The 26,541-nt window shown below is 71.6% G+C and carries 27 protein-coding genes; 9 read left to right on the forward strand and 18 right to left on the reverse strand.

The features are described from left to right. Positions 1–33 precede the first annotated feature (33 nt). On the reverse strand, positions 34–1,605 hold the full coding sequence (gene dgt, locus AB0C38_RS16175; protein ID WP_360673011.1) for a dGTP triphosphohydrolase: 1,572 nt from the start codon (positions 1,603–1,605) through the stop codon (positions 34–36). Positions 1,606–1,665: 60 nt separating this feature from the next. Here dgt and AB0C38_RS16180 point away from each other — a divergent pair, with 60 nt between their 5' ends. Next, the gene (locus AB0C38_RS16180) at positions 1,666–2,031 is read left to right on the forward strand and encodes a PASTA domain-containing protein (RefSeq protein WP_360673014.1); all 366 of its coding nucleotides are present in this window, start codon (positions 1,666–1,668) and stop codon (positions 2,029–2,031) included. A 118-nt stretch (positions 2,032–2,149) separates the two neighbouring features. Here AB0C38_RS16180 and AB0C38_RS16185 read toward each other — a convergent pair whose 3' ends face one another. Further along, positions 2,150–2,785, reverse strand: coding sequence for an SRPBCC family protein (locus AB0C38_RS16185; protein WP_360673017.1), 636 nt, complete (start codon positions 2,783–2,785; stop codon positions 2,150–2,152). After that, the gene (locus tag AB0C38_RS16190) at positions 2,782–3,141 is read right to left on the reverse strand and encodes a metalloregulator ArsR/SmtB family transcription factor (protein WP_360673020.1); all 360 of its coding nucleotides are present in this window, start codon (positions 3,139–3,141) and stop codon (positions 2,782–2,784) included. The genes AB0C38_RS16185 and AB0C38_RS16190 overlap by 4 nt, the downstream gene beginning before the upstream one ends. Before the next feature lie 145 nt (positions 3,142–3,286). Here AB0C38_RS16190 and AB0C38_RS16195 point away from each other — a divergent pair, with 145 nt between their 5' ends. Then, entirely contained in the window at positions 3,287–4,948 is a 1,662-nt protein-coding gene (locus AB0C38_RS16195; RefSeq protein ID WP_360673023.1) for a GGDEF domain-containing protein, read from the forward strand. A 124-nt stretch (positions 4,949–5,072) separates the two neighbouring features. Here the strand turns inward: AB0C38_RS16195 and AB0C38_RS16200 are convergent, their stop codons facing one another. Further along, positions 5,073–5,708, reverse strand: coding sequence for a helix-turn-helix domain-containing protein (locus tag AB0C38_RS16200; protein WP_360673026.1), 636 nt, complete (start codon positions 5,706–5,708; stop codon positions 5,073–5,075). Between the two features lie 41 nt (positions 5,709–5,749). Here AB0C38_RS16200 and AB0C38_RS16205 point away from each other — a divergent pair, with 41 nt between their 5' ends. After that, positions 5,750–6,925 (forward strand): nucleotide disphospho-sugar-binding domain-containing protein, encoded by a 1,176-nt coding sequence (locus AB0C38_RS16205; RefSeq protein WP_360673029.1) that lies wholly within the window; start codon positions 5,750–5,752, stop codon positions 6,923–6,925. A 9-nt stretch (positions 6,926–6,934) separates the two neighbouring features. Further along, positions 6,935–7,321: a nuclear transport factor 2 family protein gene (locus AB0C38_RS16210; RefSeq protein WP_360673032.1), complete on the forward strand. Its 387-nt coding sequence runs from the start codon at positions 6,935–6,937 to the stop codon at positions 7,319–7,321. Here the strand turns inward: AB0C38_RS16210 and AB0C38_RS16215 are convergent. Genes AB0C38_RS16215 through AB0C38_RS16230 form a run of 4 tightly spaced genes read right to left on the reverse strand, consistent with a single transcriptional unit; the run spans position 7,315 to position 10,932 of the window. Further along, on the reverse strand, positions 7,315–8,472 hold the full coding sequence (locus tag AB0C38_RS16215) for a sulfotransferase (protein WP_360673035.1): 1,158 nt from the start codon (positions 8,470–8,472) through the stop codon (positions 7,315–7,317). The two genes, AB0C38_RS16210 and AB0C38_RS16215, sit on opposite strands and share 7 nt — an antisense overlap. Positions 8,473–8,480: 8 nt before the next feature. After that, entirely contained in the window at positions 8,481–9,263 is a 783-nt protein-coding gene (locus tag AB0C38_RS16220) for an SDR family oxidoreductase (RefSeq protein ID WP_360673038.1), read from the reverse strand. A gap of 2 nt (positions 9,264–9,265) precedes the next feature. Then, entirely contained in the window at positions 9,266–10,456 is a 1,191-nt protein-coding gene (locus AB0C38_RS16225) for a hypothetical protein (RefSeq protein ID WP_360673041.1), read from the reverse strand. Continuing rightward, the gene (locus AB0C38_RS16230; RefSeq protein WP_360673044.1) at positions 10,453–10,932 is read right to left on the reverse strand and encodes a nuclear transport factor 2 family protein; all 480 of its coding nucleotides are present in this window, start codon (positions 10,930–10,932) and stop codon (positions 10,453–10,455) included. Before AB0C38_RS16230 ends, AB0C38_RS16225 begins: the two co-directional genes overlap by 4 nt. Positions 10,933–10,971: 39 nt before the next feature. On the opposite strand from AB0C38_RS16230, the gene cysD reads away from it, so the two are divergent. From cysD to AB0C38_RS16245, 3 genes are all read left to right on the forward strand, one after another. Beyond that, a complete protein-coding gene (cysD, locus tag AB0C38_RS16235; protein WP_360673410.1) occupies positions 10,972–11,904 on the forward strand; it encodes a sulfate adenylyltransferase subunit CysD in 933 nt (310 codons plus the stop codon). After that, positions 11,904–13,712, forward strand: a complete 1,809-nt coding sequence (gene cysC, locus AB0C38_RS16240; protein WP_360673047.1) for an adenylyl-sulfate kinase — start codon at positions 11,904–11,906, stop codon at positions 13,710–13,712. Before cysD ends, cysC begins: the two co-directional genes overlap by 1 nt. A gap of 103 nt (positions 13,713–13,815) precedes the next feature. Then, positions 13,816–14,364, forward strand: coding sequence for a hypothetical protein (locus AB0C38_RS16245; protein ID WP_360673050.1), 549 nt, complete (start codon positions 13,816–13,818; stop codon positions 14,362–14,364). A gap of 27 nt (positions 14,365–14,391) precedes the next feature. Here the strand turns inward: AB0C38_RS16245 and AB0C38_RS16250 are convergent, their stop codons facing one another. The 3 genes from AB0C38_RS16250 to AB0C38_RS16260 all read right to left on the reverse strand — a co-directional run bounded on the left by AB0C38_RS16250 (position 14,392) and on the right by AB0C38_RS16260 (position 16,931). After that, positions 14,392–15,045 carry a response regulator transcription factor gene (locus tag AB0C38_RS16250; RefSeq protein ID WP_360673053.1) on the reverse strand — a complete coding sequence of 218 codons (654 nt, stop codon included), beginning with the start codon at positions 15,043–15,045 and terminating at the stop codon, positions 14,392–14,394. Then, on the reverse strand, positions 15,042–16,268 hold the full coding sequence (locus AB0C38_RS16255; RefSeq protein ID WP_360673056.1) for a histidine kinase: 1,227 nt from the start codon (positions 16,266–16,268) through the stop codon (positions 15,042–15,044). Before AB0C38_RS16255 ends, AB0C38_RS16250 begins: the two co-directional genes overlap by 4 nt. 126 nt (positions 16,269–16,394) lie before the next feature. After that, positions 16,395–16,931, reverse strand: a complete 537-nt coding sequence (locus AB0C38_RS16260; RefSeq protein WP_360673059.1) for a snapalysin family zinc-dependent metalloprotease — start codon at positions 16,929–16,931, stop codon at positions 16,395–16,397. A 169-nt stretch (positions 16,932–17,100) separates the two neighbouring features. Here AB0C38_RS16260 and AB0C38_RS16265 point away from each other — a divergent pair, with 169 nt between their 5' ends. Further along, positions 17,101–19,035: an AarF/UbiB family protein gene (locus AB0C38_RS16265; RefSeq protein WP_360673062.1), complete on the forward strand. Its 1,935-nt coding sequence runs from the start codon at positions 17,101–17,103 to the stop codon at positions 19,033–19,035. Here the strand turns inward: AB0C38_RS16265 and lepB are convergent. From lepB to AB0C38_RS16280, 3 genes are read right to left on the reverse strand one after another with little or no spacing between them, the layout of a single operon-like run. Then, entirely contained in the window at positions 18,959–19,723 is a 765-nt protein-coding gene (gene lepB / locus AB0C38_RS16270; RefSeq protein ID WP_360673065.1) for a signal peptidase I, read from the reverse strand. The two genes, AB0C38_RS16265 and lepB, sit on opposite strands and share 77 nt — an antisense overlap. After that, entirely contained in the window at positions 19,720–22,386 is a 2,667-nt protein-coding gene (locus AB0C38_RS16275; RefSeq protein WP_360673068.1) for a hypothetical protein, read from the reverse strand. Before AB0C38_RS16275 ends, lepB begins: the two co-directional genes overlap by 4 nt. Before the next feature lie 56 nt (positions 22,387–22,442). After that, positions 22,443–22,775, reverse strand: a complete 333-nt coding sequence (locus tag AB0C38_RS16280) for a YnfA family protein (protein WP_360673071.1) — start codon at positions 22,773–22,775, stop codon at positions 22,443–22,445. A 17-nt stretch (positions 22,776–22,792) separates the two neighbouring features. Between AB0C38_RS16280 and AB0C38_RS16285 the strand changes: the two genes are divergently transcribed. Further along, a complete protein-coding gene (locus tag AB0C38_RS16285) occupies positions 22,793–23,587 on the forward strand; it encodes a DUF4184 family protein (protein ID WP_360673074.1) in 795 nt (264 codons plus the stop codon). Here AB0C38_RS16285 and AB0C38_RS16290 read toward each other — a convergent pair. Genes AB0C38_RS16290 through sufC form a run of 4 tightly spaced genes read right to left on the reverse strand, consistent with a single transcriptional unit; the run spans position 23,577 to position 26,526 of the window. Continuing rightward, on the reverse strand, positions 23,577–23,978 hold the full coding sequence (locus AB0C38_RS16290; protein WP_360673076.1) for a metal-sulfur cluster assembly factor: 402 nt from the start codon (positions 23,976–23,978) through the stop codon (positions 23,577–23,579). The two genes, AB0C38_RS16285 and AB0C38_RS16290, sit on opposite strands and share 11 nt — an antisense overlap. Then, a complete protein-coding gene (sufU, locus tag AB0C38_RS16295; protein WP_360673079.1) occupies positions 23,975–24,424 on the reverse strand; it encodes a Fe-S cluster assembly sulfur transfer protein SufU in 450 nt (149 codons plus the stop codon). The genes AB0C38_RS16290 and sufU overlap by 4 nt, the downstream gene beginning before the upstream one ends. Then, a complete protein-coding gene (locus AB0C38_RS16300; protein WP_360673082.1) occupies positions 24,421–25,710 on the reverse strand; it encodes a cysteine desulfurase in 1,290 nt (429 codons plus the stop codon). The genes sufU and AB0C38_RS16300 overlap by 4 nt, the downstream gene beginning before the upstream one ends. A gap of 45 nt (positions 25,711–25,755) precedes the next feature. Next, a complete protein-coding gene (gene sufC / locus AB0C38_RS16305) occupies positions 25,756–26,526 on the reverse strand; it encodes a Fe-S cluster assembly ATPase SufC (protein ID WP_360673085.1) in 771 nt (256 codons plus the stop codon). Between the last annotated feature and the right edge of the window lie 15 nt (positions 26,527–26,541).

Genomic DNA, 26,541 nt, shown 5'->3' on the forward strand with positions numbered 1-26,541 from the left:
GCAACGTGCGGGGTGGGCGTTACCGCCGGGCGCTCAGAGGACGAAGGAGTCCGACCACGGCTGAGCGGCCCGCCCGGACAGCGCGTCCAGCAGGGTCACCGCCTGCTTGTCCGTCAGCGACGCCACGAAGTCCACCACCGCCCGGCCCCGGGCCAGCCCCCGCACCGCGTCCGGCCCGGACACCGGCTCCCCCGTCGCCCCCACGAGCAGCTCCGGCGCCGTGCGCGCCAGCCCCGTGTACTCCGCGTGCGCCAGCTCCACCAGGTCGTGCAGCCGCCGCGGCAGCCGGGAAACCTCGTCGCGGTCGAGCAGCCACGCGTCGAGCGCGTCGACCAGGCTCGACACCACCCCCGCCTGCCCGCGCTGGTGCAGCGCCAGGTCCGGGCGCAGCAGGACGAACCGGCGGTGCACGAACTTCAGCACCTGGACCTCGTGCCACTGGGCGGGGCGCAGCGAGACGTGGCCTGCGCGGGTCGACGGGGACGCCAGCACGAACACGCCGTCGACCAGGCGCGCGGTCCAGTTCGTCGAGAACGCCGCCGTCGCCTGCTCCGCCTCGATCGAACCGTCGAACTCCGCGGCCAGCAGGCCGTCGACCAGCTCCGCGCGGACCCGGGCCACGGCCGCGGCGAACGCGTCGTCGTCGACGATCCACGCGTCCTTGACGTGCATGCGGCGGCGGACGCGCTCGAGCGAACGGCCCGGGCGGCGCAGCTGGACGTGCAGCGTCTCGTCGTCCAGCGCGGCCAGCTCGTCCGCGTGCTCGAGCCACTCCCCCAGCTCCGCGGCCACCGGCGCGTGCTGCAGGACGCCGATGCGGTGGAAGTCCTGCAGGTCGTGGATGGCGTAGGCGATGTCGTCCGCGGTGTCCATCACGGACGCTTCGACCGTCTGCTGCCAGCCTTCGACGCGCCCCGCGAACGCCGCGCGCGCCTGCTCGAAGTCGTCGAGTTCGGTGGCGTAGGCGGAAAACTTGGCCGCGCCGGTGCCGGGCGCCCCGTCCGGCTCGCCCGCGCCGCGCGGCGGCACGGCCATCGCGGACGGGTGCGGGGCCGGGTGGTGCAGCCGCAGCCACGGGTACTTCAGCACGGCCGCGCGCACCGCCGTGGTCAGGTCGAGCCCGATCGCCGACGGCCCGCGCACGTCGGTCGTCGTGATGATGCGGAACGTCTGCGCGTTGCCCTCGAAGCCGTCGGCCAGGCCGAAGCGGTGCCGGGCGATGCGGTCGAGCGTCTGCTCGCCGAGGTGCCCGAACGGCGGGTGCCCGAGGTCGTGGGCGAGCGCGGCGGCCTCGGCGACGTCGGGGTCGCAGCCGCCCAGCTTGTCGACGAGGACGGCGTCGTCCCCGGTGGTGATCCGCTCGGCGATGGCCCGGGCGACCTGTGCGACCTTCAGGCTGTGGGTGAGCCGGTTGTGCAGCAGCCCGGCACCGCCGGCGCTGACCACCTGCGTGACCCCGCCGAGGCGGGCGAAGAACGGCGACGCGGCGATGCGGTCGCGGTCGATCCGGAACGGGCTGGTCGCCAGGTCGGTGAACCCGCCGGCGTTGGCGACCGGGTCCCGCCGCGCCGCCCTCGGGTCGGTCTGCTCGCTGCCCTGATCCATGCGCCCGACTTTATCCGGCTTCACCCGAACGGCGGGCAGGCCCGTGGGTACCTTCAGATCATGTCCCGAGCGAAGGTCACGACGCTGGCAGCACTCGCTTTCGCCCTGGTCGCGTGCGGCGCCCCGCCCGGCGGCCCTGGCACGACGACCTCGACCTCCACGCTGACCTCGACGTCGACCTCGAAGTCCGAGCCGGCCAAGCGGGTCAAGGTCCCGGACGTCTCCGGGATGGACCACCAGGACGCCCAGAACGCGATGCAGAAGGCCGGGCTCTACAACCTGCGCGAGGTCGACGGCACCGGCCAGGGCCGGATGCTGGTGATCGACCACAACTGGGTCCAGACCGGCCAGGACCCGGCCGCCGGCACCGAGGTCGCGGCCGACGCCGTGATCACGCTGACCGCCGTCAAGAAAACCGACCGCTGAGCCGTGTCGACCTCCTGATCACGCGAGTCGACCCTCCAATCACGCGTGAGGCGTGATCGAAGGGGCATCACTCGTGATCAGAGGGTCGACACGCGTGATTGAACGGACGACACGGCGGTCAGGCCTCCGGCGGGGTCGTGTAGGCCTTGAGTGTGCGGTCCGCCGCCGCCTTCGCCTGGGCCGGGTCCGCGCCCGCGGCGACGTCGGCCTCGTACCAGGCCTCGCTCGAGGCCGTCATGAACCGGATGCCCTCGGGCGACATCATCCAGGCCATCGCCGCCTCGGGGTCGACGGCCGTGCCCGGTGCGGACAAGTGCAGGACCAGGCCGACCAGGGTCCCGTCCCAGCCGATGCCGACCGCGCCCGGGCCGAACTCGTCCCAGCGCTCGTCGATGTGCGCGACGTGCTCCAGCTCGAACCGGGTGCCGTCGCCCTCGGGCGTCAGGCGGACCTCGATCCAGCTGACGTTGCCGCCGAACTCCCAGGTGGCGGCGAAGCTCTTCGGCGGCTCGCAGCGCTCGACCGTGCCGCCGGCGTTGCCCTCCAGCTGGTACTTCCCGCCGAGCTTCAGCTCGCCGCTGACCGGCAGGAACCACCGCGGGATGCGTTCGGCGTTCGTGCAGGCGTCCCAGAGGTCGTCGGCGTCGGTGTCGTAGACCTGGCTGATGGTCAGCACGCGGGCCTCCTTCCCTTCGATCACCCGGTCGCCGAGCGTCCGGCGGACGGCGCTGATCTGGTGGCTGACGTCGATCACGAACGTTCTCCTTCGGTCTTTTCCGCGGCCAGGCGCCGTTCGCGCTTGCCGCGGGCGATTTCGGTGGTCAACGCCTCGAGTGGCGGGGTCCAGAACCGGCGGAACCGGTCGAGCCAGGCGTCGACGTCCCGCAACGGCGCGTGCCCGACCGCGTACAGCCGCCGCGTCCCGTCCCGGCGGACGACCGCGAAGCCGTTCTCGCGCAGCACTTTCAGGTGCTGCGACACCGCCGGCTGCGAGATGCCGAACTCGGCCCGGATCACCTCGGTCACCGAGCCGGCGGCCCGCTCGCCGTCGGCCAGCACTTCGAGGATCCGGCGGCGGACCGGATCACCCAGGACGTCGAACGCGTGCACCCGGCCAAGCTACAAGTATCTACTTATATAAGTCAACCATGAACAAGTGGCGGGCGTCACGCTGCGTTACTCCAATGTGGGTAACGCCGATGAACATCAGTCGACATCGGTTCCGCTTCGCCGCCCGACCCGCGACGATCGGGGCGTGAAGTCGCCACGCGCGGTCCGCTTCGCTTTCCAGCCGCTGTACAGCCTCCAAACCGGAGGCGTCGTGGCTCACGAAGCGCTGGCCAGGCCGGGCCACGGCACCGTCCCCGACCTGCTCACGCAGGCGCGCCGCGAGGGCCGCCTCGCCGAGGCCGACCTCGGGCTCGCGATCGCCGCCGTCCGGCAGGACGAGTCGTCGCTCCCGCTGCACCTCAACCTCTCCGCCCGCACGCTCGCCGCGCCGCCGTCGATGTACGACGACCTCCTGGCCGAGCTCGGCGACACCGGACGCCGCACCCGCGACGTCGTCCTCGAGATCGGCCCGCCCTTCGCTCCGCTGCCGGCCGACCGCGCGCTCGCCGGGATGCGGACGCTCACCGAGCTCGGTTTCCGGCTCGCGCTCGACGGCCTCGGCCGCGGCGACCTGCCGCTCGGCCTGCTCGTCGAGGCGCCGGTCGACCTGGTCAAGCTCGACCGCACGGTGCTGCGCGGGCTGCCGGACGACCCGGCGTCGGCCGCCATCGTCGAGGCGCTGCTGCTTTACACCCACCGCACCGGCACCCGGCTCGTCGCGACCGGCGTGGAGACCGACGCCCAGCTCGACGCCGTCCGCGGCATCGGCATCCGGATCGCGCAGGGGAACCTGCTGGCCCCGCCCACCGCGGCCGGGCCGGCCCCGGCGCTGCTCACGCGCCCCCAAGCCACTCGCGCTCCGGGTCCGGCGCAGTGCGTCGGCGACTTCCTCCGCCCGGCCACGACCCTGCCGGACACCGCGACCTGCAACGACGTCCGGGAAGTACTGGCGGCGGCGGACGCGCCGAGCGGCGTCATCGGGGTCGACGAGCTGAACCGGCCGCGCTGGTCGATCGACCGGACGCGGTTCCTCGTCGCGGTCACCGGCCCGTACGGGCACGCGCTGCACGCCAAGCGCCCGGCGGCGCGGCTCGCGGACACCCCGCACACGATCGAGGCCCGCGCGGGTGCGATGGAGTTCCTCGAGCTGGTCACCGACGCCGACTGGGGCCGCACCGGCGACGACGTCGTCGTGGTCGACGAGGTCGGCCGCTGCCTCGGCGTGGTGCTGGTGACCGAGGTGGTGCGCGGCGTGGCCGAGGCGAAGGTCGAGGCCGCGGCGGCGCTCAACCCGCTGACCCGGCTGCCGGGCAGCGACACGGTGGCGCGCGACGTCGCCCGCCGGATCACGATCGGCGAGCCGTTCGTGGCGGCGTGGCTGGACATCGACGCGTTCAAGGCGGTCAACGACACGGCCGGGTTCGCCGCGGGCGACGACCTGATCCGCGAGCTGGGCGGCGCGCTCACGGAGCTGGCCGGCGGCCTGCGCCGGATGCGGGTGAGCCACGTCGGCGGCGACGACTTCCTGGTGGTCTGCGACGTCGACGAGATCGCGACGGTGGCGGGCGCGCTGCTGGACCGCCACTGGACGGCGGACGGCCTGCCGGTGACGGTTTCCCTGGCGACGCTGGTCTGTGCGAGCGGCTCGATCCCGTCGTACCAGGAGGCCTCGCGGCTGCTGGCGCCGTTGAAGAAGCGCGCGAAGGCGGTGCCCGGGTCGAGCTGGGTGCTCGGCCGCCCGGGCGCGGACCGGGTGGAAGTGCTGCGCGGCATCGGGACGCGCGGTCTGCAAGCCGCCGCCGGCTAGCAAGCGTGACCGAAGCCGGAACCGGCGTGACTGGAGCCGGAACTGGCGTGACTGGAGCCGTGACTCGCGATACCGGACCGAATCACGCGAGTTCCGGACCTGAACACGCGAGTTCCGGCGCCGATCACGCGGGTTCTGGCTTCCCCCGCCAGTCGAGAGTGAGCTGGGCCCCGATCGCGGCGGCGGTCCAAGCGACGTAGTCCTCGTGCGGCCAGCCGCACACGGTCGTCAGGTGGTCGTACGCCTCGTGGGAGGTGAGCAGCCCGATCGCGTCCGCCAGCCGAGCCGAAGCAGCGAAGCCCGCCGCTTCCAACCTCGCCACGGTCTCCGTGCGGCGGGCCACCGCCAGCTCCGCGCGGACCGCCGCCACCGCCGGGTCGGCCGCCGCCGCGGTCGTGAACGCGCGCCAGATCGGCAAGGACCCGCGCACCCCTTCGGCCAGCCGCGAGACCACCGCCGGCAGATCCGCCGGTCCGGCCGGCCCCACCAGCGCGTCCAGGTCGACCGCGTCCGGATCGCCCGCGAACCCGGCCCGGAACGCGGCCAGCAGCAGGTCCGCCTTGCGCCCCGCCTGCGTCACCGTCTCCAGGCTCACCCCGGCCGCGGCGGCGATCTGCCGCACGCTCGTGCCCGCGTAGCCGCGCTCGGCGAACAGCCGCCCGGCGGTCGCGACCACGTGTTCCCGGGTGCGGCGGGCGCGGGCCTCGCGCACCGGTGACTCGTAGCGGCGCCGCGCGCCGCCGGATTCCGGTATCGTCATCAATTGGATAGTACAGCGTATCGGTCAACCAAGGGGGAGCCATGGCCCGCGTACTCGTCTGCGTGCAACCCGCTCGCGGCCACGTCGGCCCGACCAAGCCGATCGTCGCGGCCCTGCTCGCCGCCGGGCACGACGTCGCCGTCGTCACCGGGGCGCGCTACCGGGAAACCTTCGAGAAGCTCGGCGCCAGCGTGAATGTCCTGCCGCCGGCGGCCGACTTCGACGAAACCGACCTCGACGGCTCGATCCCCGGCCGCGCCGGTCTCAAGGGACTGAAGCTCGCCCGGTTCGACCTCACGAACTTCGTCAGCGCGATGCCCGCCCAGCTCGGTTCTATGGACCTCGACGTCGACGTCGTCCTGTGCGACCCGCTCTTCATGGCGGGCCTGGCCCTGGTGCGCCGCGAACCCCGGCCGCGCGTGCTCGTGCTGGGCTTCCTGCCGTTCCTGCCCCCGGTGCCGAGCGGCCCGAACAGCGCGGTCCTGAAGACGTTCGCCCGCTGGGTGCTCGGACCGGCGCAGCGGCGAGCCCGCGACCTGCTGGGCGAAGACCCGGGCATGCTGTTCGCGGACTGGCCGCTGCACAGCGACGGCGTCTTGCAGATGACCTGCCCAGGCTTCGAATACCCGCGCACCGGCGCACCGCTGCACTTCATCGGCCCGACGACGGTCAGCGCCGCGACCGAGTACCCGCTGCCGCCGTGGTGGGGCGACCTCGACGGCTCCCGGCCGGTCGTGCACATCACCCAGGGGACGATCGCGAACGACGACCTGAGCCGCCTCGTCGAACCGGCCATCGACGCCCTCGCCGACGAAGACGTGCTGGTCGTCGTGACAACGTGCGGCGGCGAGCTGAGCCGGGGACCGCTGCCCGCCAACGTTCGCGTGGCCGACTTCCTGCCCTACGACGAACTGCTCCCCCGCTGCGCCGCGATGGTCGGCAACGGCGGGTACGGCGGCGTCAACCACGCCCTCCGCCACGGGGTGCCGCTGGTCGTGGTCGGGGCGAGCCAGGACAAGCGCGAAGTGGCGGCCCGGGTCACGTGGTCCGGCGCCGGCATCGGCCGCGCCCGGGCGTCGGTCTCGCCACGAACGATCAAGCGTGACGTCCGCGCCGTCCTGACCGAGCCGCGCTACCGGGACCGGGCGAAGGAGCTGGCCGCCGAGATGGCCGCCGGCCCGTCGATGGCCGAGGTGGTCGAGCTGATCACGGCGTAGGGTTCCGGCATGGACGCCGAGATCCACGCAGCGATCGCCGAGCACTGGACCGCTTCGGAACGCGGAGACGTCGAGCGCGAGCACGCGATCTACGCCGACGACGCGATCCTGGACTACCCGCAGTCCGGCGAACGCTTCCGGGGCCGCGCGAAGATCCAGGCGCAACGCGGCGGCCACCCGGCCGAGCGCCATTTCACGATCCGCCGCATCCAGGGCGGCGGTGACCTCTGGGTCAGCGAGTGCGTGATCACCTACGACGGCGCGCCGACCCGCACGGTGAGCATCATGGAGTTCTCCGGCGATCTCGTCACGCACGAAACGCAGTACTTCGCCGACCCGTTCCCGGCTGCTTCCTCACGAGCGGCGCTGGCGGAGCCGATCCCGGCCGATCAGTAGTACGCGCGCAGGTAGCCCGCGAACCGCTCGTCGACCTCCTCGGGCGTCAGACCGAAGTCCTCCAGGCTGTAGCGGTGGACCGGTTTCCGCTCCCCTGACCGGCTTTCCCCGTGCAGCGCGGTCATCGCCGCCCGCGCGTCCTCGGTGAACGTCAGTCCGAAGTGGTCGTACACAGTGGACACCGTGCCGATCGGGTCGGCGACGAAGTCCTCGTACGCCACATCGCAGAACTGCGTCGAGTCGTACCGGGCGCGGGCCGCGTGGAACTCGTCGGCGCCGCGGGCCCACAGGTCGAGCTGGGACTTGCCGATCACCTCGCCGCGGAACTTCGTCGACCAGCCGTCGGCGGCCTTCTCCGCCAGGCTGCACATCGAGCCCATGATCGTCCGCGGCGCCCGGTGAGTCTGGATCACGAGCGCGTCCGGGTAGGCCGCCATCAGCGCGTCCAGCGCGAAGAGGTGGCTCGGGTTCTTGAGCACCCACCGCTTGCCCGCGTCCGGTAGCCCGATCAGCTGCAGGTTGCGCCGGTGCCGGGCGTAGGCGTCCGTCCAGTCCTGTTTCGCGAGCCAGCGCGAGTAGCGCGGCACGTGCGCGAGGCACTCGAACGACAGCGACCGCATCGACTGGCGCAGCAGCTGCCAGCACTCCTCCACCTGGTCCGCGGACATGTGGTGCACGCCCATGAACTCCGGGTGTTCGACGTGGTGGCGTTCGTAGCCGGCCTGGATCCCCTGGTAGACGGGGTTGTCCGCCCACGTCTCCCGCGGCGGCCGCGGCTGCGGGACCTCGGCGAGCCAGACTTCCAGGCCCTGGTGCCCCGGGTCCTCGGCGAGCAGCCGGTGCAGCGCGGTGGTGCCGGTGCGCGGCAGGCCGGTGACGAAGATCGGCCGCTCGATCGCCACGGAAGCCGACGCCGGGTGCTGCTTCCAGCCGGCCTCACTGAGCAACCTCGCCACGAGCGCGCCGCGCAGCATCGCCCGGTGCACCTTGTTGCCGAACGGCGTCAGGTCCTCGTCGGCCTCGTACGACTCCAGCAGCACACGCAGGCCTTCGCCGTACTCGTCACCGCCGAAGTCGTCGAGCCCGGTGAGTTTCGACGCCGAGGCGTGCAGGTCGTCGAACGTGCCCAGGTCGGCCCGGCCGGGGAGCATGGATCCTCCTAGTGGTGGTACTCGCCGCCGTTGACGTCGAGGCACTGCCCGGTGATCGCGCGCGCCATCGGCGAGGCGAGGAACACCACGGCGTCGGCGATCTCGTCGGGCTCCGGCAGCTTCCGCAGGTCGATGGTCGACGCCGTCTCCGCGTAGACCTCTTCCGCGGTGATGCCGCGTTCCTTGGCCAGATAATTGAAGTACCACTTGAGGTTCGGCGCCCAGATGTACCCGGGCGCGACCGTGTTGACGCGGATGCCGTCCGGCCCGAGTTCGCTGGCGAGGCTCTGCGACAGCGACAGCAGCGCCGACTTCGCCATCTTGTACGCGCCGAACGTGCGCCGCGAATGCCGCAGCACCGCCGAGTTGATCATCACCAGCGAGCCCTTGCTCTCCTTGAGCGCGGGCAGGAACAGCCGCGTCAGCCGGAGCACGGAGATCCCCGCGGTCTCGAAGCCCTTGCGGACGGCGTCGAGGTCCACAGTGGCCAGGTCGGTCAGCGGCGGGACGGCGAAGGCGTTGTGCACCACCGCGTCGACCCGGCCGAACGCCTCGACGGCCTCGCTCACCAAGTGCGCGGCGGACTCTTCGTCGTCGATGTCGGTCCGGACCGCGACCGCCCGGCGGCCGAGGTCGGTGACCTCCTTGGCGACCTCGGTGAGCCGCGACTCGGTGCGCGCGGCGAGCACGACGTCCGCTCCCGCCATGGCGCTGCGCACGGCGATCGACCGGCCGAGCCCCGGGCCGATGCCCGAGACCACGACCACCTTGCCCTGCAACAGGTTCTCCATGCTCACCCCAGCATCCGGGCGGCGACGGCGTCCTGCCGGGCCGCGATCCTCGCCGACCATTCCTCGGGCGTCACCCGCGCCTCGCCGTAGAACGGCAGCCGGTCGGGCAGCTCGTCCACCTTGACGATCTCGACGACCGGGCCGTCGTCCGGGCCGAGGTCCCGCGCGAGCCGCTGCCAGCGGATCTGGACGTACCCGCGCTCGTGCCCGGTGCGCTCCAGCCAGTTCGCGACGCCGGGGTCGCGCTCGCTGATCACGAACCGGATCTTCCCGTCCGGGTCGACGCGGGCCTGGTCGGCGGTGAGGCTCGTCTGGTGGTTGATGTAGTCGAGCGAGACGTACCAGAGGCTGCCGAGCTGGATGCCCTGGTACGGCGCGTCGGCGCAGCGGGGCACGGTGACGACCATCGCCTCTTCGTCGCCGAGCTCGTAGTGCCCGGCCGAGGAGAACTGCGTGGTCAGCCCGCCCGGCGTCGAGCGCGGCTCGGTCATCGTGTTCACCGGCAGGTCGTCGTAGAACCACTTCGGGAAGGCCAGGAACGTCTTGAGCCGGCTCAGCAGGATCTTGCCGGTGACGCCGTAGCGCTTCGCGAGCGCGGAGCGGTCCGGCACCGGCGGCGACTGGCCCGCCGTGTCGACGCACCGGATGCGGATCTCGCCGCGCTTCTCGGTCGCCCAGTCGCTGTGGACCTCGCGGACGACGAGCATCGACGAGCCCTCGCCGAGGACGAAGTAGTTCGGCCCCGGGTTCTCGCGCGCCGGGCCGAAGCGCAGCTCGAACCGGCCGTCGGCCCCGATCTCGATCGCGCGGTCGTCGAACGCGGCGAGGCTGTCGGGCACCACGACCGGCGAGTAGTCGCCGTTGAGGATCTGGAAGCTCAGGTCGGCGGTGGTCCCCCGGACGCCGGTGACGAGGTACTCGCGGTCGGCGCGGATGTTCGCGTTGAAGTAGAGCGTGTCCGGGTTGTCCAGGCCCATCTTGGTGTAGGGCCCGGTGGACGCGGTGAAGTACGGGAAGTCGCGCTGGTAGGCCCAGGCCATCTGCAGCGACGCGCGGATGCTCCCGGCGAGGTAGTCGTAGCCCTCGAGGAGGTCCTGCTCGGTCTTCACGTGCGGCGCCCCGGCGAGCAGCTTCTCGGCCTCGACGATCGCGTCGGCGAACGGCCGGGTCAACGAGAACTCGTTCTCGATCATGCCGGCACGGCCCAGCGGTTCGCGAGCAGCCGGAAGCCCGGGTTGTCCGCCCACGAGAGCATCGACTCGTAGGTCCGGACGTACCCGATGTGCGACATCCGCCAGGCGCCGTCGGCCTCCCGGCGGTAGGTGTCCTCGTAGAACGCGGCGCCCTCGATGATCACCTTGTGGTCGGGCACGATGACCTTGTCGGTGAACGCCCAGCGTCCGGTCGCGGTGTCGCCGTCGACCTCGATCTCGGGCTGACCTGCGTGATGGACGGTGATGATGCCGTTGCCGAGACTCTTGGTGAGGAACTCGACGATCGCGTCGCGACCCTCGAACTTCTTCCCGTCGCCGCCCACGGCGTGCGTCCCGTAGTCGGCCGTGGCGTCGACAGTGAAGGTGTCGGCCACCTCGTCCCACTGCTTCAGGTCGACCGCGCGGAGGTAGCGGTACTTCAGCCGGCGGATCTCTTCGAGTACGACCAGGTCCATGCCCCCAGGGTCCCGCACCGCTTGACCGATGACAAGAACATGTTCTACTTTTTTCCGGTGTCCGTGACCTCGTACGAGCTGTCGCACCTCGCCGCGCTCGAAGCGGAGGCCGTGCACGTCTTCCGCGAGGTCGCGGCGACCTTCGAACGCCCGGTCCTGCTCTTCTCCGGCGGCAAGGACTCGGTGGTGATGCTGCACGCCGCCGCGAAGGCGTTCTGGCCGGCGCCGCTGCCCTTCCCCGTGCTGCACGTCGACACCGGCCACAACTTCGACGAGGTGCTGCGCTTCCGCGACGAGACGGTCGAGGCGCTGGGCCTGCGGCTGCACGTCGCGAGCGTGCAGGACGACCTCGACGCCGGCCGGGTCGTCGAGGAGACCGGGCCGGGAGCCAGCCGCAACCGGCTGCAGACGGTCACGCTGCTGCGGGCGATCCGCGAAGGCGGCTTCGACGCCGTGTTCGGCGGCGCCCGCCGCGACGAGGAGAAGGCGCGGGCGAAGGAGCGCGTGTTCAGCTTCCGCGACGAGCACGGCCAGTGGGACCCGCGGGCGCAGCGCCCGGAGCTGTGGAACCTCTACAACGGGCGGCACCGGCGCGGTGAGCACATCCGCGTCTTCCCGCTCTCGAACTGGACCGAGCTCGACATCTGGCAGTACATCCGCGACGAGCGGATCGCCCTGCCGCCGCTTTATTACGCGCATCGCCGAGAGGTCGTCCAGCGCGACGGCATGCTGCTGGCCGCCACGCGATTCCTGTCCCTTGTGGACGGCGAGACGCCGTACGAGACGACCGTGCGATTCCGGACCGTCGGCGACGCCACGTGCACCGGCTGCGTCGAATCGTCGGCGGCGACCCCGTCCGAAGTGGTCGCCGAGGTCGCCGCCACCCGCGTCACCGAACGGGGTGCGACCCGGGCGGACGACCGGATTTCCGAAGCAGGCATGGAAGACCGCAAGCGGGAAGGCTACTTCTGATGCAGCTGCTGCGGATCGCCACGGCGGGCAGCGTGGACGACGGCAAGTCCACGTTGATCGGCCGGCTGCTGTTCGACTCGAAGGCGATCTTCACCGACCAGCTCGCCGCCGTCGAACGCGCCAGCCGCGAGCGCGGCGAGGACTACCCGGACCTCGCGCTGCTCACCGACGGCCTGCGCGCCGAGCGCGAGCAGGGCATCACCATCGACGTCGCGCACCGCTACTTCGCCACGCCCAAGCGGAAGTTCATCATCGCGGACACCCCGGGGCACCTGCAGTACACGCGGAACATGGTGACCGGCGCGTCGACGGCCGACCTCGCGCTGGTCCTCGTCGACGCGCGCAAAGGTGTCCTCGAGCAGTCGCGGCGGCACGCGTTCCTCGCGTCGCTTCTCGGGATCGGGCATCTCGTGGTGTGCGTGAACAAGATGGACCTCGTCGACTGGTCGCAGGAGCGGTTCGACGAGATCCGCGAGGACTTCCGGCGGTTCGCGATGAAGCTGGACGTCGCCGACCTGACGTTCGTGCCGGTTTCGGCGCTGCACGGCGACAACGTCGTCCACCGCAGCGCGAGCATGCCCTGGTACGAAGGGACGTCGCTGCTGCACCAGCTCGAAGAGGTGCACGTCGCGTCCGACCGCAACCTGATCGACGCCCGGTTCCCGGTGCAGTACGTGATCCGCCGGTCCGACTTCCGCGGCTACGCGGGCACCATCGCCGGCGGCGTGTTCAAGCCGGGCGACGAGGTCGTGGCGCTGCCGTCGGGGTTCACCTCGAAGGTGCGCGCGGTGTGGGGTCCCGGCGGCAAGCCCCTGGCCGAGGCGTTCACCGGGCAGGCGGTGGCGGTCGAGCTGGCCGACGACCTCGACCTCGGCCGCGGCGCGATGCTGTGCCGCCCGGGCAACCGCGCCGAGTCGGCCCGCGAGGTCGACGCGCTGGTGTGCTGGTTCTCCTCGCGGTCTTCCTTGACGCCGGGTTCTTCGTACGTCGTCCGGCACACGACGACCGAGACGCGCGGGACGGTGGAGCGGCTGGAGTACCGCCTCGACGTGACGACCCTGCACCGCGACTCCGCGGAGTCGTTGTCCTTGAACGACATCGGCCGGATCCGGCTGCGCACCCGCGCGCCGCTGCTGTTCGACCCGTACCGCCGCAACCGCGCCACGGGCGGGTTCCTGCTGGTGGACGAGCACACCGGCGACACGGTCGCGGCGGGCATGATCACCGGCGCTCCTCTGTCCCCGGTCGTCTGGCACACGGCGGCGGTCCGGCGCGAGGACCGCCCGACCCGCGGCGCGACGGTGTGGCTGACCGGGCTGTCGGCGTCGGGCAAGTCGTCGGTGGCGGTGGAGCTGGAACGCCGCCTGGTCGCGGCGGGCCGCCCGGCGTACCTCCTGGACGGCGACAACCTGCGCCACGGGTTGAACAAGGGCCTGGGCTTCAGCCCGGCGGACCGCGCGGAGAACGTCCGGCGGGTGGCGGAGGTGGCCCGCCTGTTCGCGGACGCGGGCGTGGTGGCGATCGCGTCGCTGATCAGTCCTTACGCGTCGGATCGCGCGTCGGCACGGGCGGTCTCCGGGGACCTGCCGTTCGTGGAGGTGTTCGTGGACACACCTCTGGAGGTGTGCGAGGCGCGCGACCCGAAGGGGATGTACGCGAAGGCGCGCGCCGGCGAGATCCAGGGGTTCACTGGGATCGACGCGCCGTACGAGCGGCCTACCTCGCCCGACCTGGTGCTGCGCCCGGCCGACGGCGACCCGGCGGCGATGGCGGCGGCCATCCAGGCCCTGATCGACGACCTCGGCTAGGACGGTGTCCTAAAGCGGCCAGTGACGCCGGATGCGTGTGCGTCACAGTCCGGTTCGTGGTCTGATATGTCCGCAAACCGGGGTGTTGTCGAGGGGAAACGCAGTGAAAAGCGTGGTGTGGTGGTCGATCGGCCTGCTGTTCGGGCTGAGCCTGGTGGCGCTCGGCCTGTTCGGTTCGGGGGAACCCAGCGGCAAGGTGCTGTGCGGCAGCGAAGAGATGCGGCCGGGGCAGACCTGCGACCGGACCCAGTACGGCCAGACGACCAGCGAGACCTACGAAGAGAAGCGCCAGGAATCGATCGACAGCGCGAGCACCTTCAAGAACGGCGGCCGGTGGGTCACGTTCGGGATCGGCGCGGGGATCGGGGCCTTGTGCGGCTGGCGGCTGGTCGTCGCGATCCGGCGCCGGGCCGGTCAGGGCTCCGGCCCGGTCGCGCAGGCCGTGCCCGCGGCGCAGCAGCCCGGCTTCGCCCCGCCGCCGGGATACCCGGTGCAGCAGGGCTTTCCGCAGCAGCCGGGATACCAGCAGCAGGCGGGGTTCCAGCAGCAGCAGCCGGGATACCAGCAGCAGCCGGGATTCCCGCCGCCGCAGGGGTTCCAGCAACCCCCGCCGCCGGGGTACCAGCCGCCGAGCGGGCCGTATCAGCAGTAGCGGCCCGGAGTGCGTCCGTAGCCGCCGCTAGCCGCCGGGGGTCACGAAGCCGGAGTCGTACGCCCGGATCACCGCCTGGGTCCGGTCGCGCGCGCCCAGCTTGGCCAGCACGTTGCCCACGTGGGTCTTCACCGTCTGGATCCCGAGGTACAGCTCCCCGGCGATCTCCACATTGGACAACCCGCCGGCCATCAGCCGCAGCACTTCGCGCTCGCGTTCGGTCAGCCCCGCGCCGGTCAGGCCGTCACCGGAGGGGGCCGGCGCGTGCTGGGCCGCCAGGCGGCGGATCGCCGCCGGGAACAGCAGGGACTCGCCCGCCAGCACCGTCCGGATCGCCGCGACGATCTCCTCCGGCCGGGCCCGCTTCAGCAGGAACCCGCTGGCGCCGGCGACCAGGGCGTCGTACACGTAGTCGTCGTTCTCGAAGGTGGTCACCACGATCACCTTCGGCGGGCTGTCCATGGTGGACATCAGGTGCGTGGTGGCGCGGATCCCGTCCACCGCGGGCATCCGCACGTCCATCAGCACGACGTCCGGGCGCAGCCGGGTCACCAGGCCGGGCACCTCGGCGCCGTCGGCGGCTTCGCCCAGCACCGAAAGGTCTTCCTCGCTGTCGATGATCGCCCGCAGCCCGGCGCGGATCAGCGGCTCGTCGTCGACCAGCAGCACCCCGGCGCTCATCGCCCGCTCCCCCACGGCACCCGCACCACGACCTCCCACCGCTCGTCCACCCGCCCGGCCGACAGTTCGCCGCCGAGCACTTCCACCCGTTCGGTCATCCCGCGCAGGCCGCGGCCGCCGCCGGTGCGGCCCGAACCGGTCCCCAGCGGGTTGGCGACCCGGGCGACCAGGCCGTGCGCCGTGACGTCGACGACCACCGTCACCGGGACCCTACCGGCGTGCCGCACGGCGTTGGTCAGGCATTCCTGCAGGATCCGGTACACCTCGCGCGACACCACCGCGGGCACGCCGGCCAGGTCGCCCTCGATTTCGGCGGTGACGTCGGTGCCGGCCAGCCGCGTCGTTTCGAGCAGGGTCGCGAGCTCGGTCAGCGCCGGCTGCGGTGCCCGGCCCGCCGCCTCCTCCCGCAGCAGCCCGAGGACGTGGTCGAGGTCATCGAGGGCCGTGCGGGCGGACTCCTCGATCGCGCCCAGTGCGCGTTCGGTGAAGTCCGGGTCGGTGCGCAGCGTCCGCCGGGCGGCACCCGCCTGGACGGTGACGACGCTCAGCGCGTGCCCGACCGAGTCGTGCAGCTCCCGGGCCAGGCGGTTGCGTTCGGCGAGCTGCCCGGTCCGCCGTTCCAGCTGGGCGATCCGGTCGGCCGCGGTCATCCCGAGCAGCCGGACGGCGACCCGCCGCAGCCCGCCGCCGATCGCCCGGACGAGGTGGATCAGCACGACCACGCCGAAGACGAACACGACGGGCAGCCACACCGAAGGCCAGCCCTTCGGCACCGTGACCTCGGCTCCCTCGGCGGTCTGGAAGAGGTGCCCGGTGAACACGGCGCTGACCGAGACCCCGACCGCGACCGGTGCGGCGAGGCTGAAGAGGCTGACCACGAACCCGGCGACGACGTGCAGCACGAACATCGCGGCGGCGCGCCGCCGGCCCGGCCGGGTGCGGGGTTTCGCGGGTGCGTCCGGCACGGGGTCGTCGAGCAGCTCGCGGACCGCGGTGGACTCCAGCACGTGCACCGCGGGCAGGAAGGCGGTCCCGGCGAGCACGACCAGGGTGAGCAGGCCCCCGATGACGGTGGCGCGTTCCACCGTGGTGACGAACGGCAGCAGCGACGGCACGGCGACCGCGGAGAACAGCAGGTAGGGCACGCTGATGGCCCCGCCGAGGACGAGGTACACCCAGCGGCGGTAGGTCGCCTTGCTCGTCAGGGGGCGGAGTACGCGCACCGGTCGATCTTCGCAGGCAGCGGGTTCGGGCGCCTCCCTCTCGAGGTGGAGCGCACGCGCCGGCGGTCTCGGCAACCCTGGTTGCCCACAACTCGGCCGAGCTGTGGGCAACCGGGCGTCAAACGGCTAGTAAGCCACTTTGCGCAGCTCCGAAGCCGCGAAGCCGTTCACCCACAAGGACTGCACCTTCGCCGCCTCGGCCGACGAAGGCTTCGCGTTCTTGCACGCCGTGCCGGGGCCGTGGCCGGACATCAGCTCCGTGCACGGCCCGGTGTAGTGGTCGGGCAGGCCGAGGTTGTGGCCCAGCTCGTGCGCCGCGATGCGGGTCGGGTCGAAGCCCTCGGCCACCTGGCTCGTGTCCAGGTAGATGTCGCCGCGGCCGTGGCCGTCCGTGTTCGTGTACGAGCCGCCGCTGTGGATCTCGTGGAACTTGATCGTCGCCCCCGAGGTCCGCTTGACCAGCTTCACGTCGGTGACGACGGCGTTCCAGTTGGCCGCGCCCTGGTCGATCTGGGCAAGGTAGTCCGACGCGCCCGAAGAGCTGTAGTACAGCGTCGTGACGGCGGCCGCTTCGGCGCCGGGGGCGACCGCGAGCCCCAGGCCCAGCGGGGCCGCGACGGCCGTGGCGAGCGCCAGGACCCGGCCGATCAGGCGTCCGTTCATCGTGTCTCCTTCGTCCGGTTTAGAGAACACTTCACCGTGGTGCGCGCGATCAGGTTAGAAGTCCACGAACGATCCGGGCCACGGCCGAAAGTAGCTCCCTCGCGAGAGGGAGCCCGGTCCCGCCGCCGCATGAGCCGTCCGGGCCGGCCACCGTGGTCTGCTCTGCGGCATGGACATCCTGCTGGGGCTGCTGACCCTCCCCCTCTACGCGCTCGTGCTGTGGCCGCTGGTGGTCGCGTCGCGGCGGGTGCTCGGGGTGCGGATCGGCGCTGTCCGCGCGCTGTGCGGCGCCGGGTTCGGCTGGCTCGTCGCGGGCGGCATCGGCCAGGCGTTCCCGCTTTCCCTGCGGCACAACGGCGGCGCGGCCGTCGGCCTGCTGATCCCGTTGGCGGGCAGCGCTTTCCTCGCGACGCTGATCTTCCTCCTGGTCGCGGAAATGGCCCTGCCGGGCGGGTTCCGGCTACGCGCGGTGCGCACCAAGATCCTGCGCGCCCGGCGGTACTCGCAGATCAGCCGGATCGCCATCAAGCACGGCCTCGGCCGCTACCTCGCCGGCCGCCGCGACCCCGATCTCGCGCCGGGACGGCACGCCAAGCTCGCCCGGTCCCTGCGCCGCGCGCTGGAGGAAGGCGGCGTGACGTTCGTGAAGCTCGGCCAGCTGCTTTCGACCCGCGCGGACGTGCTGCCCCCGGTGTTCGTCGACGAGCTCGGCAAGCTTCAGGACCAGGTGGCGCCCGCGAAGGCCGACGCCGTCTGGGCCGTGCTGACCGAGGAGCTGGGCGGCTCCCCCGACGACGTCTTCGCCGAGTTCGACCCGGAACCGCTGGCCACCGCGTCGGTCGCGCAGGTCTACCGGGCGAAGCTGCGCGGCGGCGAGGACGTCGTGGTCAAGGTCCAGCGCCCGGGCGTGCGGGAGCAGGCCGAACGCGACATCGACATCGTCCGCCGCGTCGCCGCGGCGCTGGAGGACCGCGCGGACTGGGCGCGCTCGCTCGGGGTCGCCGAACTCGCCGACGGGTTCGCCGAAGCGCTGGCCGAGGAGCTCGACTTCACCATCGAAGCCCGCAACATCGCCGCCGTGACCGCGACTTCGTGCCCGGACGTCGCCCTGCCGACCGTCCACAAAGAACTGTCCACCGAGCGCGTCCTCGTCATGTCCCGACTGGACGGCAAGCCCCTGGAGACGGCACCGGCGGCCGACCGCAAGCGGCTCGCGCGGTCCCTCCTGCGGTGCCTGCTCGACCAGGTGATGGTCGGCGGCGTCTTCCACGCCGACCCGCATCCCGGCAACCTCATGCTGCTGGCCGACGGCCGCCTGGGCCTGCTCGACTTCGGTTCGGTCGGCCGGCTCGACGCCGGGCTGCGCGGCGGCCTGCAGAACCTGGTGCTGGCTCTGGACCGCGGCGACCCGGCCGCCCTGCGCGACGGGCTGCTGGAGATCGTCGACCGCACGGACGACATCGACGAGCAGCGCCTCGAACGCGCCCTCGGCGCCCTGGTCGCCCGGCACTTCGGGCCCGGCCGCACCGCCGGTCTCGACCTGTTCACCGGCCTCTTCCGGGTGGTCGCGGACTTCCGGCTGAGCGTGCCGCCGCCGGTCGCCGCGGTGTTCCGGGCGCTCGCCACGGTGGAGGGCACCCTGGCCGCGCTGGATCCCGCGTTCGACGTCGTGGCCGAGTCCCGCGCGTTCGCCGTCGAGCAGGTCGGCGCCCGGCTGCGGCCGGACTCGCTGCGCCACACCGCGCTCACCGAGGTGCTGGCGCTGCTGCCGGTGCTGCGCCGCATCCCCCGCCGCGTCGACCGCATCGGCGCGGCCCTGGAGGAGGGCCGGCTGTCGGTGAACGTCCGCCTGTTCTCCGACGGGCGCGACCGCGACGTCGTCACGAGCCTGGTGCACGAGGTCCTGCTGGCCTTCGTCGGCGCGGCGACCGGCCTGATGGCGGTGCTCCTCCTGACGGGCACGGGTGGGCCCCGCATCGCGGCCGACCTGACGCTGCACCAGGTGTTCGGCTACAACCTCCTGGTGATCAGCGCGCTGGTGGGGCTACGGCTGCTCTTCGTCGTCTTCCGGCGCTCCGGACGGCGGTCACGATCAGCCCGATGACGGCGCCGGCGAACAGCACGAACCCGCCGAGGATCCACCACCGCAGGCCGGTCAGAGTGCCGTCGGAGTACGGCGTTCCGGGCAGGCCCGCGTCGGTGAACGCGGTGACCGGGGCCAGTGGCTTCGGGGTGACGACCGTGCCGGTGGCGACCACGACCCCGATGACGCCGGACAACCGCACCGGGCCGCTGAACCGTGAGTCGTCGGAATTGCCCCGGTTGTCGCCCTCGACGAAGATCGCGCCCTCGGGCACCTTCGCGGAGAACTCGAAGAGACCTTCGTAGCCGGGCGTGATGTAGGGCTCGGTGATCGGCTTGCCGTCGACCGAGAGGTGCTCGTCGGTGCAGCAGGCGACCGTGTCCCCGGCGACCCCGACCACGCGGACGACACTGACTCCGTCGCGGCTCGATTCGGCGTACGCACTCAGGTCGATGGCGACGAGATCCCCACGGCGCACCTCGGCGTCGTCGGCCTTGCGCACGACGAGCCGGTCGCCGGGCGCCAGGGTCGGGCTCATGTTCTCGCTCTGCATCGCGTAAGCCTCGTACCCCAGCACCATCCGGCCGAAGCCGTACCCGCCGGCGCCGGCGCCGAGCACCGCCACGGCGATCAGCACCAGCACCACGCGCAGGCTCGAGCGCGGTTCGACCGGCTCGGGCGGTGCCGGGGGAAAGGAAAACTCGGTCACGAAGAGGCGCCTTCCCGGACGAAGAACGAGTAGTAGCGCTCGGTCTTGTACCCGCCGGTGCCGTAAAGGTGCGAAACCGTCAGCGAGTAGTACCCGGGCTCGCGCGGCGTCCACGTCAGCGTCGCCCGGCCGTCCGGACCGGCCGCGACCGTGCCGCTCTCGTCCTCCGACGGGCCCGAGAAGGTGTAGTCGTAGCTCGCCGCCGAGTCCGACGCCGTCGAGAAGTGGAACGTCCCGGGCACGCCCGGTCCCCCACCGAACTCCCCTTCGGGGTAGTCGCCGGAGCTGATGACCGGCTGGGTGAACACGTCGAAGTCGTACGTCTGCTGCGTCGAAGACGTCCCGGCGGCATCCCGCGTCCGCGCGGTGAGCCGGTAGTCGTCGTAGCCCGGCGGCGTCCAGTCGAAGGAGGCCCGGCCGTCCGGGCCGACCGGCAGGGTCACTTCGCCGCCGCCCAGTGTGTAGACGAACTCGACGGCGCCCGGCTGGTGGGCCACCAGGGTGAACCGGCCCGGGTGCCCGGCCGTGGTGCCGTCCTCCGGGAACTCCGCCGAGGTGATCCCCGGCTCGTCGTGGACGTAGACGGAACCCCAGCCCGGGTCGGTGGTGATCCCGTCCGCCGTGACCGCCTGGGCCCGGACCGTCTGCCAGCCGCCGGTGACCGGGACCCAGGTGACCGCGGCGGTGCCGTCGGCACGAGCCGCGATGGTGCGCGGAACTTCGGAGCCGATCGAGTACTGGTACTTCGCGACCCCCGGCACCTTGCTGCTGAACACGGCTTCGGCGGTCTCACCGGGGTGCGCGCCCCCGGTCACCGTCACCGTGGGCGCGGCGCCGTCGATGGTCAGGCCGACGGACCGTTCGAGGGTCGGCTCGGCCGTCCCGCTGTGGCTGCGGATCCGGAGCTGGATGTAGTCGGTGCGGTCGGGCGTCCAGGTGATGGTGGCCGTGCCGTCCAGGCCGGCCGGCACCGACTTGACCGTGCCCGGCGAACCCCCGTTGAGGATGAACGCGTAGTCGTAGGACGTGACACCGGCCGCGCGCGGCGCGAAAGTCATGGTTCGCGGCGCGCCGAGCAGGATCAGGCCGTCCGCGCCGGTGACGGTCGGCATGTCGTCGACCTGGAAGTGGTACCCGCGCTCCGCCCCGACGTAGCCCGACGCGGTCTTGCTCCGCACGTACACGTCGTGGAACCCACCGGTCTGCGGGGTGATGGTCGCGGCACCCTTGTGGTCGTCGCCCGCGGGCACGCTCAGGGTCGGGCCGTCGTCGAGCCGGTACTGGTACTCGACGACGTCCTCCAGCGTCATCGGCGAGAACGTGAAGACGCCGGGGATCCCGACGCCGCCCTCGAGGGTGGTCCAGCCCTGCGGGTACTGCACCGACCAGATGTCGGGCCGCGACTCGCTGACGTAAAAGCCCGTCGACAGCGACTGCGAGCGGTTGCCAGCCCGGTCAATCGCGAAGGCGTAGACGTACGTCCAGCCCGAGTCCTTGGGGGCCCAGGTGACCGTCACCGGGCCGCCCGGGTGCTCCGGGGTCACGGTCTGCGGGTCGGTCCAGCCGCCCGTCGCGATGGAGTACTCGTAGGAGACGACGTCGCCGGAACCGTTGGCGCTGAAGGTGAAGTGCCCCGGCACGCCGACGTCACCCTGCTCGCCGCCCACGTCGGTCCGGTAGACGTCGGAGGTGACGGCAGGCGCGTTCGGCACGACGCGGTCGACGGTGAAGTAGCAGGTGGTGCCCCACGGCGAGACGTCCGTGCCGTCGTCGCCGCGAGCGTGCCAGGCGTAGGTGGTGCCTTCGGTGAGTTCCTCGCTCTTCACCAGCACCGAGCCGGACCCGCCCTCGTACACGGGTGCGTCGAGCTGCCGCTTCGCCGCGGGCTGGTCCGCCGGCCACAGTTCGTAGCGCGCGGTCAGCTCGTCACCCGCGTCGGGATCGGTGAAGTTCCCGCTCATGACGACCGACGGGGTGAAGTCGCGGTGGTTCGGGTTGAGGTAGGTGCCCGGCGCGGCGGGCGTGCAGGCGACGTCGTTGTTCTCGAGGGCCGTGGGCGCGGCGGGCGCGGCGTCGTAGCCGACCTGCAGCGCGACGTTGTCGGCGAAGTCCCGGGCGTAGCGCGGGTCGAACTCCTGCCCGGCCGGGACTCGCAGCTCGAGCGTCACCTGGGCGTCCCCCCGCGCGGCCGCCGCGGCCAGCGCGGCGGTGACGTCGAACCGGGCGTCCGCGACGACGCAGCCCGACGCGGGCTTTCCCGCGGTGGCCAGGCGTTCCAGCTCCGCGGGCGGCTTCACCCACGACGAGCGCGAGGTGAACGGCGCGGTGCGCCACAGCTCCAGGGAGCGCTTACCGCAGTCCGCGGCGCGGGTTTCCTTCGCCGTCAACGCGGCCGAGACGACGTGCGTCCCCTTGAACCGGGTGACGTCGAAGGTGAAGAACGACCGGGCCGCCGTCGCGCCGCGCAGTGTGGTGCCGACCGGGGCGGTTCCGGTGCCACCCGCGTGGGCGGTCGTCGGCGTCGCCGCTTCGACGTACCCCCAGGACGCCCGTGCGACGGTGGCGGACGGCACGAACCCGTCCGCGGCCGAAGCCGCGGGAGCCGTGAGGACGGAGATCGACCCGGCGACCAGGACAGCCGGGAGCAGGACAAGTTTGCGCATACGTTCCCCCTGACGATTGCACCGGTGTATCGGCGGCGGCCGGGGAACGTTACGGCTCAAACCGGGCGAGGCGCGTACATGATCACCGCGACCCCGGCCAGGCACAGGAGCGCGCCGAGCACGTCGTAGCGGTCCGGGCGGTAACCGTCCGCGACCATCCCCCAGACCAGCGAACCCGCCACGAACACCCCGCCGTACGCCGCCAGGATGCGGCCGAAGTGGGCGTCCGGCTGAAGAGTCGCCACGAAGCCGTACACGCCGAGCGCCAGCAGCCCGCCGCCGATCCAGAGCCAGCCACGGTTTTCGCGGACGCCCTGCCACACCAGCCACGCGCCGCCGATCTCGCAGACCGCCGCCGCGAGGAACAGGAGGATCGACCGCAGGACCACCCCGGGATACTAGCTCCGTGCCGTTCACGCTGAGTCATCCCGCCGCCGTGCTGCCGCTGGCGAGACGACCGCTGGTGCCCTCCGCGCTCGTCGCCGGGTCGATCGCGCCGGACGTCTACTGGTTCGTGCCACGGCTTCCCGGCGTCGGGCTGACCAAGACCCACGAGCTCGCGTCGGTCCTCTGGCTCGACCCGCTGCTCGCGCTGGCGATCCTCGCGCTCTTCCAGCTCCTCCTGAAACGACCGCTGCTGGCCCTGGCCCCGAAACCCCTGGCCGAACGGCTCCCCCGCGACTTCGGCTGGAAGCGGCCGGGCTGGATCGCCCTGTCCCTGGTCCTCGGCGCCGCGACCCACGTCGGCTGGGACGCCTTCACCCACGAGAACGACGGGTTCTCGTTCCTGCGGACCCCGCTCGTCACCGGGGTCGACGTCGGCCGGCTGATCCAGCTGGTCAGCACGATCGCCGGGGCCGCGATCCTCGCGTGGTGGCTCGTGCGCTGGTACCGCACGGCGCCCACCGAGCCGGCGCCTAGAGCCACCCGCCACCGCAAGCCGGTGCTGGCGTTGCTGGCCGGAGGCACGCTGGCCGGCGTGCTAGTGCAGGTGCTGCCCTTCCTGGCCCACCACGACCCGATGACCGGCGCCGGGGTCGTCGGCAACGCGACTTACCTCGCGGTCACCGGCGCCGGCAGCGGGTTCCTCACCGCGCTCGTCCTGTACGCGCTGGCCTGGCACGCGCGGTATAGGTCGTTATACACAAAGCGGGCCACCTCGGAAGGTGACCCGCTCGGTGCGAAAGAAGTCAGACGGTGAAGCCGAGGGCGCGCAGCTGCTCGCGGCCGTCCTCGGTGATCTTCTCCGGGCCCCACGGCGGCATCCAGACCCAGTTGATCCGGAAGTCCTTGACCAGGCCGCCGGACGTGAGTGCCGCCGACGTCTGGTCCTCGATGACGTCGGTCAGCGGGCAGGCCGCCGACGTGAGCGTCATGTCGATGGTGGCCGTGTTGTCCTGCTCGACGCGGATGTCGTAGACCAGGCCCAGGTCGACGACGTTGATGCCGAGCTCCGGGTCGACGACGTCGCGCATGGCTTCCTCGACGTCCTCGAGCTTGGCGAGGTCGAGGTCCTGCGTGGCGGTGGTCTCGGCGTCGAGGTCGGCGGCGGTCCGGCCCTCGCGAGCGTCGGTGGCGGTGTCTTCACTCATGCGTTCTCAGCTCCACTGGTGGTCCGGGCGACCGCGTCCTTGAAAGCCATCCAGCCGAGGAGGGCGCACTTGACGCGGGCGGGGTACTTGGCGACGCCCGCGAAGGCGATCCCGTCCTCCAGCACGTCCTCGTCCGGCTCGATCTTTCCTTTGCCCTGCATCAGTTCCACGAAGGCGTCCATGGTGGTGAACGCCTCCTCAAGGGTGTGGCCGACGACGAGATCCGTCAAGACCGACGTCGAGGCCTGGCTGATCGAGCAGCCCTGGCCGTCGTAGGAGACGTCGGTGACCTTCCCGTCGTCGAGTTTGACCCGCAGCGTCACCTCGTCGCCGCAGGTCGGGTTGACCTGGAACGACTCGGCGTCGAACGGGTCGCGCAGGCCGCGGCCGTGCGGGCGCTTGTAGTGGTCCAGGATGATCTCCTGGTACATGTTCTCGAGGTTCACTGGGCCACCCCGAAGAACTTCTGCGCCTCGCGAACACCCGCTACCAGCTCGTCCACTTCGGACAGCGTGTTGTACAGGTAGAACGACGCGCGCACGGTCGCCTGGGCGTTGCACGCCCGGTGCAGCGGCCACGCGCAGTGGTGGCCGACGCGGACGGCGATGCCGAGGCTGTCGAGGACCTGGCCGGCGTCGTGCGGGTGCACGCCGTCGATCACGAACGACACGGTCGCGCCGCGGTCCTTCAGGTCCGTCGGCCCGACGATCCGGACACCCGGGATCGCGCCGATGCCTTCGAGGGCCGCCGCGGCGAGCTCGTGCTCGTGCGCCGCGATGCGGTCCATGCCGATGGCCGAGAGGTAGTCGACGGCCGCGCCGAGGCCGATGGCCTGCGACGTCATCGGCACGCCCGCCTCGAACCGCTGCGGCGGCGGCGCGAAGGTCGAGCCCTCCATGCGGACCATCTCGATCATCGACCCGCCGGTGAGGAACGGCGGCATGGCCGAGAGCAGCTCGGTGCGCCCGTAGAGCACGCCGATGCCGGACGGGCCGAGCATCTTGTGGCCGGAGAACACCGCGAAGTCGACGCCCAGCGCGTGGAAGTCGACCGCGAAGTGCGGCACCGACTGACAGGCGTCGAGGACGGTCAGCGCACCGACGGCCTTCGCCTTCTCGACGAGCAGCGAGACGGGGTTGACCGTGCCGAGCACGTTCGACTGGTGCGCGAACGCGACGACCTTGGTCTTCGGGGTGATGAGCTCGTCCACATCGGACAGGTCGAGCCTGCCGTCCGCAGTCACCTTGAACCACTTCAGCGTGGCCCCGGTGCGCTGGCACAACTGCTGCCAGGGCACGAGGTTCGCGTGGTGCTCCATCTCGGTGATGACGATTTCGTCACCCGGGCCGACCCGGAAGCGCTCGGCTTCCGGACCGGCCGTGGCGGCGTTGCTCATCGAGTACGCGACGAGGTTGATGCCCTCGGTCGCGTTCTTGGTGAACACCAGTTCCTCGGGGTCGGCGCCGACGAACTCCGCGACCTTCGCGCGCGCGGACTCGTAGGCGTCGGTGGCCTCTTCGGACAGCTGGTGCGCACCGCGGTGGACGGCGGAGTTCGACGTGAAGACGTAGTCGCGTTCGGCGTCGAACACCGCGGTCGGGCGTTGCGACGTCGCCCCGGAGTCCAGGTACACCAAGGGTTTCCCGTCACGCACGGTGCGCGACAGGATCGGGAAGTCGGCGCGCAGGGCGGCGACGTCCAAAGGAACAGAGCTAGCCGAGGTGGTGGTCATCGGGCCGGCTCCTCTCTTTCTCGGTGTAGTTCTGGGTGGGGAACGTCAGAGCGCGGCCGGCTCGGGCTTGCCGACGTACTTGACGTAGCCGTGCTCCTCCAGCTCGTCGGCCAGCTCCTTGCCGCCCGACTCGACGATCTTGCCGCCGGCGAAGACGTGCACGAAGTCCGGCGTGATGTGCCGCAGGATCCGGGTGTAGTGCGTGATCAGCATGACGCCGACCTCGCTCGAAGCCTTGTAGGCGTTGACACCCTCGGACACGACGCGCAGGGCGTCGACGTCGAGACCGGAGTCGGTCTCGTCGAGGATGGCGAACTTCGGCTTGAGCAGCGCCAGCTGCAGGATCTCGTGGCGCTTCTTCTCGCCGCCGGAGAAGCCTTCGTTGACCGAGCGCTCGGCGAACTCCTGCGAGATCTCGAGCTTGCCCATCTCCTCCTTGACCTCCTTGACCCACTGGCGCAGCTTGGGGGCCTCGCCACGGACCGCGGTGGCCGCGGTGCGGAGGAAGTTGGACATGGACACGCCCGGCACCTCGACGGGGTACTGCATGGCCAAGAACAGCCCGGCCCGCGCGCGCTCGTCGACGCTCATCTCGAGGACGTTCTCGCCGTCGAGCAGCACCTCACCGGAGGTCACCTGGTACTTCGGGTGACCGGCGATCGCGTAGGACAGGGTGGACTTGCCGGAGCCGTTGGGGCCCATGATCGCGTGCGTCTCGCCCGACTTGATCGTCAGGTTGACGCCCTTGAGGATCTCCTTGGCGCCTTCGTCGGTGTTGACCGAGGCGTGCAGGTCCTTGATTTCCAGGGTAGCCATTCTTCGTTTCCTAAA

This window comes from Amycolatopsis sp. NPDC048633 (assembly GCF_040650695.1).
Taxonomy (GTDB): Bacteria; Actinomycetota; Actinomycetes; order Mycobacteriales; family Pseudonocardiaceae; genus Amycolatopsis.